This window comes from Streptomyces sp. NPDC051563 (assembly GCF_044454225.1).
In the GTDB taxonomy this organism is placed as follows: Bacteria; Actinomycetota; Actinomycetes; order Streptomycetales; family Streptomycetaceae; genus Streptomyces.
Genome location: NZ_JBITDL010000006.1, coordinates 172,789 through 188,804, shown reverse-complemented (window position 1 = coordinate 188,804; position 16,016 = coordinate 172,789). Strand labels below are relative to the sequence as shown.

The window sequence follows — 16,016 nt, the reverse complement described above, 5'->3', positions numbered from 1 at the left end:
ATGCCCTACGAGACGCGCGGCTCCGCCCGCCCTCCCGCACGCCGACCCGGCGCCGGCGTGCTGGCGGCCATCAGCGACCTCCACGTCCACTACCCGGAGAACCGCCGGATCGTGGCGGACCTGCGGCCCGAGTCCGACGAGGACTGGCTGATCGTCGCGGGCGACGTCGGCGAGATCGTCGACGAGATCGCCTGGGCGTTGGAACTCCTCGCCGGCCGCTTCGCCAAGGTCGTCTGGGTGCCCGGCAACCACGAGCTGTGGACCGTGCGGGAGGACCCCGTCCGACTGCGCGGCGAACGGCGCTACCGCCACCTGGTGGATGTCTGCCGGTCCCTGGGCGTGGTCACCCCCGAAGACCCCTACCCCGTGTGGGAGGGCGAGGACGGCCCCTTGGTGATCGCCCCGCTGTTCCTGCTGTACGACTACACCTTCCGGCAGCCCGGCACGACCTCGAAGGAGGACGCTCTCGAACGGGCCGAGGCGGCGGGCGTGGTCTGCTCCGACGAGTTCTTCCTCGACCCCGAGCCGCACGGCAGCCGTGAGGCCTGGTGCCGGGCCCGCATCGCCTACACCGAGGCACGCCTGGCGGCGCTCCCGCCCGACGCCCGGACCGTTCTGGTCAACCACTTCCCGCTGGTACGGGACCCCACCGAGGTGCTGTGGAAGCCCGAGTTCGCGCTGTGGTGCGGCACCGAGGCCACCGCCGACTGGCACCGCCGGTTCCGCGCCGCCGCCGTCGTCTACGGGCACCTCCACATTCCGCGGACCCTGCACAAGGACGGCGTGCCGTTCGACGAGGTCTCGCTCGGCTACCCCCGTGAGTGGGGCCGCCGCGCCGCCCCGGCCGGGCGGCCCGTCCGCATCCGGCCCGCCGCTCCCGCGAGAACCACGGACCTCACATGATCGAGGAACTGCTGCCCATGGCCGTCGCGGCCCGCGGGTCCTTCGACCACCTGCCCGACTCGGTGCTCTACGAGGAGGAGAAGGCACTCGTCGCACACAGCGTGGAGCAGCGCCGCCGCGAGTTCGCCACGGTGCGCGGCTGCGCCCGCGACGCCCTCGCCGCGCTCGGGATGCCGCCCACGCCCATCCTGCCGGGCCCGCGGGGCGCGCCGAGGTGGCCCGCCGGGATCGTGGGCAGCATGACCCACGGCGGCGGCTACCAGGCGGCCGCCGTGGCGCGCGCTGACGACATGGTGTCCGTCGGCATCGACGCGGAGCCCAACGAGCCGCTCCCGTCCGCGGGGACACTGGCCCTGGTCACCCTCCCCGAGGAACGGCAGTGGCTGGCCCGCCGGCAGCTGCTGCGGCCCGACGTCTGCTGGGACCGACTGCTGTTCAGTGCGAAGGAGACCGTCTACAAGGCGTGGTTCCCCATCACCGGCCGATGGCTCGACTTCGAGGACGCCCTGATCACCATCGACCCGGACGCGGGAACCTTCCACGCCCGCCTGCTGGTGTCCGGGCCCGTGATCGACGGCATCCGACTGACCGGGTTCAGCGGCCGCTGGACGGCCCGGCGGGGACTGCTGCTCACCGCGATCGCCCTGCCCGCACCCGCCCGCGTGCGCCACACCCCGGCCCCCCACGGTCTCGGCACCGCCCACAGGGCACTGATGAGGAGCCGGTAGGGACGCCCCTGTCCGACGAGCCCTCCGATACCCCGACGATCACCGGGTCTGCGCGAAGAGCAGGAAGATCTTCGTGAGCTCCCACTAGTGGGTCCCCGCCTTCCCCGTGCCTCATGGCCAGAGGCTACGGAGATGCTCGAACGCGACAGAGGGCGCGGTGACTTGAGTGTTCCGTCATTCCCGTGATTCCGGCTGGTCGTGCGGGTGACGACGCTGGGTTCAGCGGCAGAGGTCCATGATGGTGTCGTCGAAGTCGGGGAACTCCTGGGCCGCCAGCTCGATCACGGCTGCCGCCGACCGGCGCTGGTGCGGGGCGAATCCTTCGGCGATGACTGCCAACTCCGGGTTGGGGTGTGCCTTCCAGCCCGGCTCGTAAGAGGTGGCGGCTTCCCAGGGGCCGAAGCCGTCTGCCAGCAGCCACAGGAAGTCGCCCAGGTCGCGTGCTACGACACCGGTCTCGCCCTCGGAGCCGAGGAAGACCACGGGCTGCTCGGCCAGGGGCCGGCCCGGACGGATGAGCCAGATCGCCGCGTAGCCGCCCGTGCCGTCCTGTCCGAACACGCGGAAGTCGTTGCCGTCCAGTTCGCTGTTCCCGGTCCATGCCTGGAACCAGTCGGTGGTCTCGGCAGCGGACAGGAAGGCCGGGAAGGGTTCGAAGTCGACCCCGGTCTTCCCGTCGGCGTAGTCGAATCGAATGGCCATCGCGGTGGCGAGCGCGGCGGGGAACTGGCGGTCATCGATGGGCTTCACGGAGACAGGCTAGACAGGGGGTCGGACATAGATTGTCGTTACCCCGCAACCGAGTGCCGTCCAAGGTGCTCTGCGGTGCGGGAGGGCCGGCCGCAAGGTGCTGAGTTGATCAATGGTGCTGTTGTGCGGTTTACAGCCAGTCACGCTTCTTGAAGATGACGTACAGGCTGACGCAGACCACGGCCATCAGGAGGATGGCGAACGGGTAGCCGGCTGCCCACTGGAGTTCGGGCATCGACTCGAAGTTCATGCCGTAGATCGTGCCCACCAGGGTGGGGGCGAAGAGGATGGCCGCCCAGGAGGAGATTTTCTTGAAGTCCTCGCCCTCAGCGAACTGACCTGCGCGGATCGCTGTAGGAGGCGGACTGACCTGCGGCTTCGCTCGTTTCTGGAGCTTTCACGGTGATGCCGTTTTGTGCGGTCGATTCTCCCCAGGCGCTCCCCAGTGCGGCTTCATTCCCCCCAGATTCTCCCCAGCGACAACTGCTCCCACAGCGTGCACCCGCTCGCAGGGCGTTGCCCTGCTGCACCTGCGCATACTGCGCAGCGCGACTCTTGATGTGGCAAAGCTCCTCGAACTCGCCCGGGTGTGTATCCTTTCGCCTCCTGGCTGCAGGGCATGCGTGGCGCTGTCTACCTCAGCGGCAGCTCGAATGCCGAGTGATGAACTATGTCGATCGGCTCTCTACTCCATACCCAACCCAGAGCCATAGCGATGGGAAGGGGGCCGTGGAAGAACAGCCGTCCTTCGACGGGTGCCGCTGTTCCGGTGCGGGTCGCCCACTCCTGGCGTGCTGCGCGCCAAGCACGGTTGATATGCATCGTTACCGCCACGAAGACTTCAGGGTCGTCCGGTAGGCCCAAGGCGCCGATCTCAAGGACAAGGTATGCGCCGAAGCCGTCGACATCCGGCTCCCCGCCGCTTCCCATGAGCTGGTATCCGACACGTGGTGAATCCGGGGCGGGGCGGCCGGTGGTGACAACCTGAAGTGCCTCGGTGACCATCGAGTCCAACGGAGCCAAACGTACGATGAGCGCAATGCGATGGGTTGCCTGACCTGGGGTGGCGGCTACTTCAACGAGGTGCGGCACCGGATTGGCGGCGTCGGCCAGATGTGCGGAGATCAGGCTTTGCTGACGTGGAGAGACAGGGCCCTGCAGTTCGGAGTCCAGCTGGATACCCAGAACCACCGGACGCCCCCTTCGGCGTGAGAGGTGCATCAGGCCCAGGGACAGCTGGGGATCGTCGGAGAGGCGCCGACCGAGAAGGAACCCGTCACTCAGGTGTGCAAGCGGATACAGTACGACGTCAGACTCGTCCCGATTGGTCTCCCTGAGCTCTTCGACCTGGGCATCGATCAGTCGGGCAGCGATGTCGACGACGGAGGCTGGAACACGTTCACCCTGTCCGGCGGGCCAGAGTACGGATCGGTCGATCACGAGAGTGTTGGTGTGGGCGCTTCGGGACGCGGCCTTGAACACGCCGACCCGTGAGCGCTGTGTCCGCTCCGGAGGGTAGAGCGAGAGAACGACTCCCAGCCCTCTCGGCTGATGCATCAGCCAGCCCATCAGCACTGTGGCCAGACCGGCAAGGAACACCAGCCCGAAGATCCAGACTTGGCTTGTCCACTGCTCGAGGATGGTTGGCACGACGCCCAGGGCGACCGCCGTAGCGCCCGCCATCAGCACTGTTCCCCCGCCTTCTCGTGACAACAGCAGACGTCTCAGCTGCCGCAGACCGCTATCCCGCATTTCCGCTCCCATCGAACCTGCCGTCAGTCGATCGAAGTGTCCCTGAAGTGCCCCCAAGAACGGGCACCTTCCTGCTGTATCCGGACGCGGAGAAGAAGGCAGTGACCCTTTGGTCTGCGACAGTCCAGCGCCGCGCCCGGATTGGTCGGACACCTGATCCGGTCTGCATAGCGTTTCGGTTCCGCCGATAAGGGAGTTCCCACCCTCGACCGGTCCCTACCTCGAGGTCGCGAGCCCATCCGGCACCAAGCGGAGCGTCTGCGGCGCTGCCCTGGGTGCTCACGCGCTTTCCCGACCCTGTCGCCATTCCACCCGCCGGCCGCCCAACGAGAACGGGCCCCGTCTACTCGGCCCCGGACGCCCGATTGCGCATCGTCCACTTGGGTGCGTTGTCAGTGGCGACGCCTACGCTGGATGAGAGCGGCCCGATGCCTCCCGAACACGGACGAAGCCTGCCCCACCAGGCGGCCGAACTCGGTGTGGAACACGGGCTGGACCCGCAAGGCCGAGGAGGCAGGTATGGGGATCGACGAATCGTTCGACGAGTTCCAGAAGAGCGTCAACGAGGACGTGGGCCAGACCAGGCTCGCCCGAGACCGGCGTGACCTGTTCAAGGCGGCGCTGAAGAGCGAGCCCGACGTCGCCGAGGCGTTCGGTTCCGGGTCCCTCAGCCGCAGCACCCAGCTCAGGCCCATCCACGACGTCGACATCATCGTTGTCCACGACGCCTCCCACCACCCCGGTTGGGGTAGCGCCGGCCTGAGTGCCGAACATGCCCTGGACCACACCCGCGGCCAGGTCAACCGACTCCTGGGCAAGACCAACGGCACTCACGGCAACGAAGTCAGACTGGCACTGCCGAGGAACCACGCAGTCAAGTGCTTCCTCGACGACCCCAAGGACGAGTCAGGGTTCACCGTCGACGTGATGCCTGCCCTCCGGCAGACTGACGGCACCCTCCTCATCCCGGAGAAGCTCACCCAGACCTGGGTACCCGCCGATCCCGAGCACCTGATCAACCTCGTGGCCAAACGCCAGCGAGACTGGGAGCACTTCCGCCCGCTCGTCCGCGTCCTCAAGCAGTGGCGCCACGACGTTCCGGTCACCGGCCGCGTCAAGTCACTCGTCATGGAAGTCCTCGCCCTGAACTGCATGCCCTCGTCCGGCAACCGGTCCAATGGGCTGCGTACCTTTTTCACCGCCGCCGCAGCACGTGTCCACGAGGGCGTGAGCGACCCCGCTGGCCTGTGCGGTGCGATCCAGCCCGACCTCGACTACATCGCCTTGCACACTGCGCTCACCGAAGCCGCCGAGCTCGCCGACCGGGCCTGCGCGGCCGCCGCGGCAGGCAACACCGACGATGCTCTTCGGCTGTGGCAGGAGATCCTGGGCGACTCCTTCCCCGCACCGTCCAAGCCCGCGAGCCCCATCACCGCAGCCCCGGCCCTCATCACCAGCGCACCGGCGCTCATCACCCCCCGGCCGATCAAGGACGCACCCCAGGGATGACGGCCACTCCCGGCCCTCAAAGGCCCATACGGCCGGCGCCCATCCCGTGGTGGGCCGCCGAGCCACGCCGCTTCGAACGAGACCAGCATGAGATCCCCGCCGCCTTCCCCGACCTCGCCTACGACGCCGAAGGCGGCGGAAGCTGGCAGGGCACACTGCCCCTGTGGCCGTTTGACCGGCCCCAGCCTGCACACCTGACCAACTGGACGGGCGACACAGGGCTCCGTTTTCTCATGGCCTACCGGCATTCCTATCCCATGGTGCCGCCCCACATCCTTCCCCTCGACCCGCTTCCTGAGCTGGCCGAGTGGACGCAGTCACGCTGGCACGTCAACGGCGACGGCACCCTCTGTCTGCTGCGCTCCGACGATCTGTGGACAGGCCGCGCGTCCGTCGTCGACCTGCTTATTAAAGCCGCCGCCTGGAGAGTGGAGCACGCGCTGATGAAGCACGGGGTGATCCCGCAGATGTCCGAATGCGGCATCGCCGAAGATGACCGCTTCGACCACTTCCTTACCAACCCGCCCCCCGCTGGCGCTAGCCATGACAGCCAGACCGCTCCGCCTGGCACGACGCCGGACGACCAAGACGCCCTGAGCGAGCCTTCGTGTTGATCCTCGTTCCCCGCCAGGCGGCAGTCACCATCCGCGAGGCCGGACCTTGGGGCCAGATAGCTCTGCGCCGCAACCATGAAAATCTGGCCGTTATCCGGGGAATCTCCACCCGCGATGGCGCAGTTCTCCCCGTAGACACAACACCCGGCCCAAACCTGCTCGCCGCTGGCGACGGCAGCTTGGCAGGCTGCTGGTACCGAGTAGCTCCCATGCTCCACCTCTACTGGCGTCAGCTGAGCGGCAGGCTAGGCGCAGGCATCCCCTTGTCCGCATTTCAGGAGCACCTCACCAGCGGGTTCAAGAACCCCGGTCTCAACCCGTACATCGCTCTGACTTGCGCCCCGGACCTGAAGGGCACTTTTCCCGAGCACGACGTGCCCGACGTTGTGGCCTGGCGCGTCGGGCGCGATGGCGCGTATCCCCTCAACTCCCTTGTCGAGCCCGAGACCACTGGCATCAGCCAGCTCCAGGACCACTGGCCTGTCAAAGATCTCGAGGCCGCCCATGTCACGCTCGTCGGCACCGGCAGCATCGGATCTGCAACCGCACATGCCCTCGCGGGCTACGGCATCGGACGCCTCACCCTCGTCGACCCGGACCGGCTCTCCTGGCACAACCTCGTACGCCACACCACTGCCCGCCGTCACGTCGGCCGCCCCAAAGTCACCGCCCTCGCCGAAGAGCTTGCCCCCCTGCGCCCCGACACCAAGGTCGTGCCCCTCGCCCTCGACATTGTCGACAACGCAGACCAGGTCAGACCGCTGCTCAACGACAGCGACCTCGTAGTCTGCGCTGCCGACGGCGTTGCTGCGCGTCGCGTGACGGGACACCTCGCGCGCCGCGCCGGTATCACCGCGGTCCTGGCCTGCGTCCTGCAGAACGGAGCCATCGGCGAAGTCCTCCGACTGCGGCCCTGGCCCCAACATGGATGCCTCACCTGTCGGCGCGAGGCTCTTGCCGTACAGGGCGGCATGGACCCCGAACCCGCACTCGACGCCGGATACGGAACCGGCACCACGCACCGGCCGATGACTGCGGTCGGTCCCGACCTCCACATTGTCGGTCACCTGGCCGCGAAGATCGCCATCGCCACCCTCCTCGAACGCGAAGGGCACCCCGACCAGCGCCTTCCCGGCGAGCACTGCATTGTCAGCCTGCGCCGACAACCCGACTGCGCGCCTCCCTTCGACCTCACCCGGACCGGGGAGATCCGATGGCTCCCCGCCACGCCTCCGCACCCCGGCTGCGCCACCTGCGAATCCGCGTGATGCTGCGGCCCGTTACCGCTGTACACCTCACGCCGCAAGCTGCCCGGGTCATCAGCGACGAACTCAGAACAGCTGATTCCACCAGGGAAACCGGAGGCATCCTGCTGGGACACCACACCGACGACACGGTGATCGTCCGGCACGCAGGAACCCCCGGACCCGGCGCGATCCAGACGCCTACCTACTTCTTGCGCGACTTGGAGCACGCCCAGACCACGGCCGATCGGGCCTACACCCAGGACCGCAGCGTCTGGATTGGCGAGTGGCATACCCACCCCAGCAGCCGACCGGTCCCCAGCGCCCAAGACACAGCCACCTACCGCCAACTCCTTGACGACCCCGAACTCGCTTTCCACAGCTTCATCGCCGTCATCCTTAGCCCTCGCACATCGCACTGGCACATGACCGCCTGGGCCTGCCGCAACGACGTCATCACCCGAGTTCCCGTGCACACAGTGCCGGAGCAAGTCGGCTATCAGTAGCAGCCAGATACCCGGCTCGACATACAACGAGCGCCCCGTCCCAACCTGGAGAACGCACATGGAGCCCCTGCCGGCCCCGAGTCCCACCAGCGTCAGGATCACTGGCGACCACTACCAGTGGCTCATCGCCTGGACCGGCTGCCTCACCCTCCTGCGTGAGAACGCCATCCATGCCGCCAACCCCGTCATTTCCGTCGGCGTCGAAGCCGACGACGCCGGCAACCTCGACGACGTGGTCCTGCTGCGCTGCACGCCACCCCACACCTACGTCCAGGTTAAGTACACCGTCAGTAGTGCCACACCCGTCAACGAGGAGTACCTGACCAAACCGAGCCCCACCGGTGGCCCGTCGATCCTGAAGAAGATTGCCAGGACCTGGCGCACTCTCACAGCCGACGGCATCGACGTTGACCTTGCGATCATCACCAACCGGGCGCCAGACCCGAACGATCCCCTCATCGCCGTGCGTGACTCCCGCACCCAGCTGCTCCTGCCGAAGGCGGCCGACGGCACCGCACGGTCGAAGACCGGCAAGGCACGAACCCGCTGGGCCGAGAACGCTGGCCTGAGCGAGATCGAACTCCACGGCCTGCTCTCCTGCCTGCGTTTCGACGTATCCCGAGAACTACCCCACGTACAAGAGCAGCTGCAGCTCCTGATGGCCGTCTCCGGACTTCGCCACGACAGCCATGCGGTCGATGAAGGTGCCAACTGGGTCGCCCAGCAGGTCCGCGACGGCCACCGAACCCTCACCCTCGACATGATCAGGGCAGCCGTCGACAGCCTCAACCTCAAGACGGGACCCGCTCGCGCAATCCTGTCGATCGCCACCCTTAAACCCGACCTGCTTGCCCACGAAGCCGACCACACCATCAACTGGGTCGAGCGGTTCGAAACCGACTCCGAGTACACCAAACGCCGCCCGCTCGCCCCCTCCACCTGGACACAACTTCAGGAAGAAATCGAGGCGGCCCCTGCCCACCTTCTTGGCAGCACCAACATCTCCGTGACAGGAAGCATCCGCCTTGCCCCCGCGTTCCTGACCGGCGCAGCCTTTCGTATGGTCAGCGGAGCGGACCTCGCTGTTCTCCAGCGCGGACAACTGTGGTCCACCAGTGACACCTACGACGCCGACTGCGACCCCATCGTCGAGGAACACGACATCGGCTACGGCGAGGACCTTGCCGTCGGCATCAACGTTACGGTCAGACCCGCCGACTTCACCCAAGACGTCGTCGACTACCTCCGAGAGCAGAACATCCCCGCATCCAAACTCCTCATCCTCACCCCGCCTGCTGGGCCCAACGATGGCTCCGTCTCCGACAGCCACGCCGCCAATGCCCTCGCCGTCGGCATTCGCGACGCCCTTCGTCGTCCCACCCGCACCACCCCCCGAATCCATCTCTTTCTCGCCTGCCCCATGGGACTCGCCCTCCTTCTCGGCCACCGATGGAACCGGCTGCGCCCCACCGTGGTGTACGAAGACGTCCGGACAGCACAGGGCTACGAGCCAGCCTTCGTCATCCCTGCCTGATTGCAACGCGTCCGGGCACCACATGCGGAGGTGCGGGGGAGAAGGATTGCAGGTGCTCGCTGGTCATCTGCTGCTGCAGTCCCACCAAGTGCGCCATGGCTGAGTCCCGTTCCGCCTCTTGCTGCGCCCGCTCGGCCTGCCGACGAGACCGTTCCAGCTGTGCGTCAGAGGGGGCGGTTGCCCGCGGACGCGAGCCGGAGCGTGTCGTGCGACTCGTACTGGTCCGAGGCGCCCGCCGCCCAGCGTGGTGGGGGCGTAGAACGGTCCCATCCCCGAGGGAAGCTCGGTCCGCTCACCGCCCACATTCACCCTGGCCGTCCTTGGCCCCATGAGTGTTCGTACCCCTCGGGTCGAGACGCGCACGCTTATTCCGGGCACACCGACGCGGAATCCGAAGCCCTGGAGCCTCCCTCTCTACAGCAGGGAGTCTGTCACTGCCCAGAAACCGATACTCAGGGATCGCGGGAATCCAAGAGGTCAAGGGAAGGCAGACCGAGCCTCTCCCGAGTGGGAGCAGGCGAGGGCGGTGCGGAGGGGCTGGCGGCCCACTGAACGCAGAACTCTCGCCCTCGGATCGGCCACTGCGACCTGCTTGAAGGGCAGTGGCCGAACCAACCGCGCCCCGACGTCAGGGTCGGCGTGCTGGCCGCGCTGCTGACGATGGCCGGGGCACGGGTCGGACGGGCGAGGCGGTTGGCTTTGGCGTGGTCGCTTTCGGCTGGTAGGCGGCGAGGTCGTTCAGGACTGCCTCGACCACGGGCCAGCACATGTTCAGTGTGTCGCGGTCAGGGGTGTGGGCATCCCGGATCTCTTGTCGCGGATGGACGAAGTTGCGATACCTGCGCAGCTCGTGGCAGAAGCGCTCGACGTCAGCACCGATCCACCCGGCGACGTGGCAGGTCCTGATCAAAATGTCGAGGGTCACTTTGTCCGCTGATGTGCTGCCGAGTCGTGAGGCATCGCGCTCGCGGACCACTTGGACCATGACGCCTTCCAGCAGGCTGTCGAGCATGATGATGGCGGCCACGTGAGCGCCATTGGCGTAGCAGGTGCGTGCCTCGTCCAAGCGGTGTTGGAGCAGGGCGGCCATTTTCCCATCACTGATGAGATCGGTCATGGCTGTGCTGAGTTCGGCAGGGCCCCGGCTACCTGGGTGGGCAAGGGAGGTGTCGCAGGCGACGAGACGGGGGCGGCCGCCAGGATTCTCCAGGCGTGCTCCCTCGTAGACCAGAAAGGCGTTGACCGCGGAGACAACAGCAGGGAGCTGGTCAGGCTCGTCAAGGTATTCGCGAGGGTCGGCCAGGCGAAGCAGGACCCGTTCCAGCTCGGTGGGCTCTTCTCGGCGTTCGCTGAGCCGGGCGAGCGTCCATTCCATCCTGTACTCGCCGTTGTACTCCGGCACCCGCTGCCAGCCGGCGTGTTCCAGGAAGCGCGCGATCTCGAAACCCTTGCGGTAGTAGAGGTGGTCGTCGCCGCAGATGACGCGCGCGAGCTCCTCCAGGGTGTTGGCGTCGAGGATGCCGAGTGGGGACTGCGCAGTCATGCCGAGCCTTCCGTGCTGTCGTCGGTTTCGTCGTCTACTTCGTTGTCTTCTGCCTTGCGGAGCGTGTTGGCCAGATCGTCCGTACCCGGGTCCTCGGGTGCCTCCGCCGTGTCGTCGGCCAGGCCCTCGTCGGAGGAGAGGTCGAAGGGGGTCCACTGCACGCTGGTGGGTGTGGCGGACGAACGGGTCCGGTCACTGGTCCCCTCGAATGTGGCCGGATGGATGCCAAGTCGTTCGAGCTCATCCCACAGGCCGGACAACGCCTCCTCAGGGTCGAATCGGAACTCGCTCTCGCGAATCCGCCAGAACGTCCAGCCGACGCGTTGGAGTTCACGGTCGCGCCGTTGGTCATGCCGGATCTGCTCGGGTGTCGAGTGATACCGGTCGCCGTCGCACTCCACGGCCAGGCGCCCACGTGCCCCTACGACGACGAGGTCGAGGCGCTTGTTCCCTGCCGGATACTGCGGGACGACGTGATATCCGCGGGCCTTCAGGTGCAGGTAGACCTGCTGCTCGAAGAGCGATTCGAAGGGCTTCTGCGGCACATCGCCCGCTACCACTCCGATGTCTTCGGAGCCGGCAAGTGCGGATGGCGGGTTCTCCATATAGGACAGGAGGTTGAGTCGCATGTCCTCCCTCTTCAATCGGTCCGGCGGTACCGAGTAGAAGAGCCACATCTGGTCCTGTGCCCGGGACGCGGCGACGTTGTATGCCTGTCGTTCGCTGCGGGCACCTCCCGTGATGCGCGGCGGATCGGTGACGACCATCGACAGCAGGATGACGTGCCTTTCGTCTCCCTGGAACGACGCCGGGCTGCCCACACGAATCTGGTGGCGTTCAAGCATCGGCGCCGGGATGCGTTCCTGGATGAGCTTTTCCAGGAGCTTGACCTGACCGATCGACCCCTGAAGGGTGATGACGCCCATGGACCGGTCGCGGTAGTCAGGGTCCGCTACGAGCCTGGCCAGGCAGTCGACGATGGCCTCGGCCTCCTTCGGGTTGCGGATCCTGCTGTCGCGCCCCTGGGTAACGGCCCCTTCAACGAACTGGGTCACGAGGGGGTCGAGGCGCTCACCGCCGTACTGGCGCAGAGGCTGCAGCTTGTTGTTGTAGAAGGTCTGCGAAGACCAGCCGATGATCTCCGGCATGCAACGGAAGTGCTCCTCCAACCGGATCACCTTCGGGAAGAAGGTGGACAGCAACTGGTAGAGGTTGGTGGAGGGTCCGTAGAGCGTGCGCAGCCTCGGAGGCATGTCCGGCAAGTGGGAGACGAGCCGGTCATGGATCGCCTGATGTCGGCCCATGCCACTGAGCGGGGGCGCGCATTGCTTATCGTCCCCCACGACGATGACGCGGGGCGCCAGCCACAGCAGGAACAGGGCGTCCATGCCGGCCTGACTAGCCTCGTCGACGATGACGACATCGAACGCGTCCCGCCTGGGCTGGACCATCTCGGCGACCTGGGAGATGGGCATGACCCACGCGGGGACTGCTTCCTGCGCCGTCTTCATAGCGTCGTACGCCGCGGCACGGTATCGGCCAGCACCGCGCCCCTTGCCCTTGCCGTACGAGGACATGTGGTTGCGGTACGCCTGGAGTGCCGACCGCTGCTCTTGCGTCATGCGATGCAGACAGTGCCACCTTCCCCAGGTGGCAGCGAGTTCACCGGTGATGTCCTCCAGGTGACGTTCACACTGCGCCAGTTCGCCTTCGACCTGACGTTCGCGTCCCGGTGTGCGCTGACGGTGGACGAAGGCAGAGGCCACCGCCCAGGCCCACGCCTCCGCCAGCGAGTCCAGGCGAGCTTCCCATGCCCGGTCACCAGGGTCGTGCGTCAGCTGGTCAGCGAGCAGCGGGTGGGCCCGGCGGACGCTTTCGAGTAGCACGGCGCATCGACGCCGGCGGTGTTCACGCCGATGAGCCTCGCGCAGCGCCTCAAGTTCCTTGGCGTATCGGTCGATGTCCTGCTCCCGAACGGCTTGGGCGGCGGCCACAGCTTCGGTGGTGGGGTGGGAGCTGTCCACCGGTGTGCGCAGTTGTTCCTCCCAAGCAAGCAACTGGGCCGTAGCCTCGTCTGCCGCTCGTCGGCCGGAGACCGCAGAGAGGGCGCCGGTGAAGTCCTGCCATGCCGACCTGGAAGTGAGGGCGATGTGCACCCCGTGATGTACGAGCAGCTCATCGATGCGCTCGCGGCCGGCGCCGAACGTGTCGACATGGTCCAGGCGTGCGTACGCCTCCGTCAGCGACGCGAGCCGAACTTCCAGCGGCCCTTCGGATACGGGCACCTGCACTTGGCCCCACCGCTCCGCAAGTGTGGCAACGGCGGAGCGGGCGCGGAGGTGAGCAAGGGCGGCGTCGAGATCCTCCAGGGTTTCGGGTGAGTGACCGTTCACGGTGCACGAGTCGAGGAGGTCCTGCGCGGCCTTCTGCGCCCGCGAGGCGCGGAAGCTGCCGCGGACTCGCAGTTTGCCACCCGAGACGAGGTGCTCGCGCAGCGCAGAACCCGCCGTGAGCATCGCATCCCCTTGTTCCGTGGAGAGCTGCCCGGGCACGGTGACGCGCGTCATCCCCTGTTCGTTCAGCCGTTCGGAGATGTCGGCGAGTTGATTGGCAAGTCCGGACACGCGACGCCACAGCGCGAGGTTCTCACGGGAGAGTCGGTCGGTGAGGGCCTTGGTGGCCCACTTGCCCTCATCCCATTGTGTGGCCTGCGGAGACAGACCCAGGTGGTGCAGAGCCGTACGGCAGGAATCCACGAGGGAGGTCAGCTCATCGGTGACAGAGCTGTCGAGCCTGGCAAGATCGCCGCGGATGCGGACCGCCCCGGAGGACAGGCCCTCGTCGGTGACGCGGCTGGCTGAGAGTGCCTGGGCCAAGGCTTCGGGGGAGGGGAGGCCGTCGGGGTCTGGCAGAGTGCCACCGGCGCGTGGCTCAGCCGCACCGTCGCGCAGCAGGCTCAGCAGTTCCACCGCTTGCGCGGGGGACAGCGGAGGGACAGACGGGGTCGGGCCGTCAGCCGGCACAAGACCGATCCAGGAGTGATGTCCGGCGCTTTCTTGCACACGCTGCACAATTGCGGCGAGAGTGCCGGCGTATCCCGGTGCGATCTCCGGGTGCCGGTAGACCTCGGCCTCCCGCAGCGCGATCACCTGTTCGGTGAGCGCGCTGATCCTTCCCCGCACCTCCTCCCGGCGGGCGGAGAGTCGATGGATCTCGTCCTGCAGTTGCTCGGGGTCGCTCGCGGCGACCTGATCGGTGAGAGCGTTGACCGTGCGTTCCAGCTCGTCCGCCCCGTCCTGCCGTGCCGAGCTCAGCAGGAGGACGCACAGGTCCCGTACGGCGGGAGGAAGTTTGTCCCGCAGGACCGTCAGGGCCTGGTCGCGGGCGCTGGTCACCAAGACCCTCTGCCCCTGCGCCAGCAGAGCGGAGACCAGATTGGCGATCGTGTGGGTCTTACCGGTGCCCGGTGGGCCTTGAACCACCACGCCCGTGTCGTGCTCCAGCCGCCGCAGGACACTGCGTTGACGTTCGTTGGTCTTTCCTGGGAAGAGCGGGTCGTCCCCGAATAGAGGCGGAATCTCGCGGCCGTCCCAGTTCACGCGCTCTTCGGAGTTCAGGGGCAGTACCAGCTGGGCGAGGCCCAGAGGCGCGTGTCCCTCGGAGGACACGCTGTCCGCGATCCGGTCGTAGAAGCCCAGCAGAGCATTGCGGTCCCGTGGACGCAGCACAAGTGCGGGAGCGTACGTGAGACGCGCGCCTGCTTCGGGCTCGCGGGGCGGCTGCCACTCGGCACTGAAGGACACGGGCCGTTGCAGTACCCGCTCCTGCCACTGGGCCAACTGCTCCAAGGCCTCAGATCCAAGCAGGTGCAGTGACTGGGCCGCGATCTCCTCGGTGAGCGCGGCCGAGCGTTCGGGCGCCCAGCCGTCATCGGTGTCGAGGAATGATTGATCCTCCAGCCGCACGGCTCCCTCGGCCATGAGCCGCACTGTGAGCCTGGCGGTCTTCCGGTCTACCAAGGTCTCCACGCGGTGGGTGAGCAGGTGACGGTGAAGGGCGTCGCCACGTGGATCGCTCCAAGTCAAGAGCCCTGTGGCGAGCACGAGTTCTAGCTGATCATCCTGCTGGGTCAGCTTCTGGTGCCACCCGTAGACCTGGTCGTACAGCTCCCGAAGGGCTCGCTCCGCGCGCTCCCTCTCCGCCCACTTCCGCCAGCGCGTCAGCCAGGGACCGTAGGCTCGGAGTACCTCGTCGGAATCCTCTCGGCGGACGGTCTGCTCCGCCGCCTGTTCCCAGGACTGGCTGCCGTCCGCAGCTCGCACCAGTTCCTGCCCCGGTCCTTCAGCTTCAAGCGGCGGGTCACCGCCGTCCGCGTCCTGGCAGCGTTCCGTGGAGACCCATCCATCCAGCAGATCCGGGAGTGGGGGTGGCGATGTCTGCGGAACGTGGTCAAGCGTGAACAGCAGCCCGTCGAGGCGGTCGGACGGGCGTCGTACCGAGGGGGGCATGGCGACCAGCCATAACCGCTCCCTTGAGCGGCGGTCATCACGAAGTCGTTGGTTGCTGCTCTGAACGACCTCCTTGAGGAAGCCGATCAGACTCGCGGTCTGGCCGATGACGTCGGGGTTCTTCGCGTGACGTCGCGGTACGTTCACTTTTCTCCTCCCGGCTGGTGGCGAACGTTCCAGGATCGGGATGAGCAGTAGCAGGGGCAACCTGTCTCTGGAAAATGGCGAAATATGAGCTTCATGTGGGCTGAATCACCTTGATCCCAGCGAGTACCTCGTGGAGATCCGTCGACTTCCGGTACCCATGTCCCGATGCTCTTGGTATCCGTGGGGTCAATCAAGCCGGGAGTTCGGGAGAGTCGGTTGCGCGAGCGAGTTCCAGGCAGCCCCGATGACGCAGCCCATCTAAAGGGGCGCATGGGTGG

The 16,016-nt window shown here is 67.0% G+C and carries 11 protein-coding genes and 1 pseudogene; 7 read left to right on the top strand and 5 right to left on the bottom strand.

Features of this window, described 5'->3' with window-relative positions; all coding sequences use genetic code 11:
- Entirely contained in the window at window positions 1-903 is a 903-nt protein-coding gene (locus ACIA8F_RS10220) for a metallophosphoesterase family protein (RefSeq protein WP_399377824.1), read from the top strand.
- On the top strand, window positions 900-1,631 hold the full coding sequence (locus tag ACIA8F_RS10215; RefSeq protein WP_399377823.1) for a 4'-phosphopantetheinyl transferase: 732 nt from the start codon (window positions 900-902) through the stop codon (window positions 1,629-1,631). Before ACIA8F_RS10220 ends, ACIA8F_RS10215 begins: the two co-directional genes overlap by 4 nt.
- A gap of 219 nt (window positions 1,632-1,850) precedes the next feature.
- On the opposite strand, the gene ACIA8F_RS10210 is transcribed toward ACIA8F_RS10215, so the two are convergent.
- The 3 genes and pseudogenes from ACIA8F_RS10210 to ACIA8F_RS10200 all read right to left on the bottom strand — a co-directional run bounded on the left by ACIA8F_RS10210 (window position 1,851) and on the right by ACIA8F_RS10200 (window position 4,190).
- Window positions 1,851-2,333: an SMI1/KNR4 family protein gene (locus ACIA8F_RS10210; RefSeq protein WP_399377873.1), complete on the bottom strand. Its 483-nt coding sequence runs from the start codon at window positions 2,331-2,333 to the stop codon at window positions 1,851-1,853.
- Window positions 2,334-2,511: 178 nt separating this feature from the next.
- Window positions 2,512-2,703: pseudogene (locus tag ACIA8F_RS10205) on the bottom strand (CorA family divalent cation transporter); the annotation flags it as partial.
- A 311-nt stretch (window positions 2,704-3,014) separates the two neighbouring features.
- Window positions 3,015-4,190: a hypothetical protein gene (locus ACIA8F_RS10200; protein WP_399377822.1), complete on the bottom strand. Its 1,176-nt coding sequence runs from the start codon at window positions 4,188-4,190 to the stop codon at window positions 3,015-3,017.
- Window positions 4,191-4,652: 462 nt separating this feature from the next.
- Between ACIA8F_RS10200 and ACIA8F_RS10195 the strand changes: the two genes are divergently transcribed.
- From ACIA8F_RS10195 to ACIA8F_RS10175, 5 genes are all read left to right on the top strand, one after another.
- The gene (locus tag ACIA8F_RS10195) at window positions 4,653-5,642 is read left to right on the top strand and encodes a hypothetical protein (protein WP_399377821.1); all 990 of its coding nucleotides are present in this window, start codon (window positions 4,653-4,655) and stop codon (window positions 5,640-5,642) included.
- Window positions 5,639-6,256 (top strand): hypothetical protein, encoded by a 618-nt coding sequence (locus ACIA8F_RS10190; protein ID WP_399377820.1) that lies wholly within the window; start codon window positions 5,639-5,641, stop codon window positions 6,254-6,256. The genes ACIA8F_RS10195 and ACIA8F_RS10190 overlap by 4 nt, the downstream gene beginning before the upstream one ends.
- A 209-nt stretch (window positions 6,257-6,465) precedes the next feature.
- Window positions 6,466-7,524 (top strand): HesA/MoeB/ThiF family protein, encoded by a 1,059-nt coding sequence (locus tag ACIA8F_RS10185; RefSeq protein ID WP_399377819.1) that lies wholly within the window; start codon window positions 6,466-6,468, stop codon window positions 7,522-7,524.
- Window positions 7,470-8,006: a Mov34/MPN/PAD-1 family protein gene (locus ACIA8F_RS10180; protein ID WP_399377818.1), complete on the top strand. Its 537-nt coding sequence runs from the start codon at window positions 7,470-7,472 to the stop codon at window positions 8,004-8,006. Before ACIA8F_RS10185 ends, ACIA8F_RS10180 begins: the two co-directional genes overlap by 55 nt.
- A 58-nt stretch (window positions 8,007-8,064) precedes the next feature.
- Window positions 8,065-9,540: an SAVED domain-containing protein gene (locus ACIA8F_RS10175; RefSeq protein ID WP_399377817.1), complete on the top strand. Its 1,476-nt coding sequence runs from the start codon at window positions 8,065-8,067 to the stop codon at window positions 9,538-9,540.
- A 628-nt stretch (window positions 9,541-10,168) separates the two neighbouring features.
- Here ACIA8F_RS10175 and ACIA8F_RS10170 read toward each other — a convergent pair.
- Both ACIA8F_RS10170 and ACIA8F_RS10165 read right to left on the bottom strand, forming a co-directional pair.
- Window positions 10,169-11,083, bottom strand: coding sequence for a hypothetical protein (locus ACIA8F_RS10170; RefSeq protein WP_399377816.1), 915 nt, complete (start codon window positions 11,081-11,083; stop codon window positions 10,169-10,171).
- The gene (locus ACIA8F_RS10165; protein ID WP_399377815.1) at window positions 11,080-15,738 is read right to left on the bottom strand and encodes an AAA domain-containing protein; all 4,659 of its coding nucleotides are present in this window, start codon (window positions 15,736-15,738) and stop codon (window positions 11,080-11,082) included. Before ACIA8F_RS10165 ends, ACIA8F_RS10170 begins: the two co-directional genes overlap by 4 nt.
- Between the last annotated feature and the right edge of the window lie 278 nt (window positions 15,739-16,016).

What these genes read in the sequence shown, in the direction of transcription:
- ACIA8F_RS10220 (WP_399377824.1), top strand. Translation starts at nt 1, where the DNA reads ATGCCCTACGAGACGCGCGGCTCCGCCCGCCCTCCCGCACGCCGACCC.
- ACIA8F_RS10215 (WP_399377823.1), top strand. Translation starts at nt 900, where the DNA reads ATGATCGAGGAACTGCTGCCCATGGCCGTCGCGGCCCGCGGGTCCTTC.
- ACIA8F_RS10210 (WP_399377873.1), bottom strand. Translation starts at nt 2,333, where the DNA reads ATGGCCATTCGATTCGACTACGCCGACGGGAAGACCGGGGTCGACTTC.
- ACIA8F_RS10195 (WP_399377821.1), top strand. Translation starts at nt 4,653, where the DNA reads ATGGGGATCGACGAATCGTTCGACGAGTTCCAGAAGAGCGTCAACGAG.
- ACIA8F_RS10190 (WP_399377820.1), top strand. Translation starts at nt 5,639, where the DNA reads ATGACGGCCACTCCCGGCCCTCAAAGGCCCATACGGCCGGCGCCCATC.
- ACIA8F_RS10185 (WP_399377819.1), top strand. Translation starts at nt 6,466, where the DNA reads ATGCTCCACCTCTACTGGCGTCAGCTGAGCGGCAGGCTAGGCGCAGGC.
- ACIA8F_RS10180 (WP_399377818.1), top strand. Translation starts at nt 7,470, where the DNA reads ATGGCTCCCCGCCACGCCTCCGCACCCCGGCTGCGCCACCTGCGAATC.
- ACIA8F_RS10175 (WP_399377817.1), top strand. Translation starts at nt 8,065, where the DNA reads ATGGAGCCCCTGCCGGCCCCGAGTCCCACCAGCGTCAGGATCACTGGC.
- ACIA8F_RS10170 (WP_399377816.1), bottom strand. Translation starts at nt 11,083, where the DNA reads ATGACTGCGCAGTCCCCACTCGGCATCCTCGACGCCAACACCCTGGAG.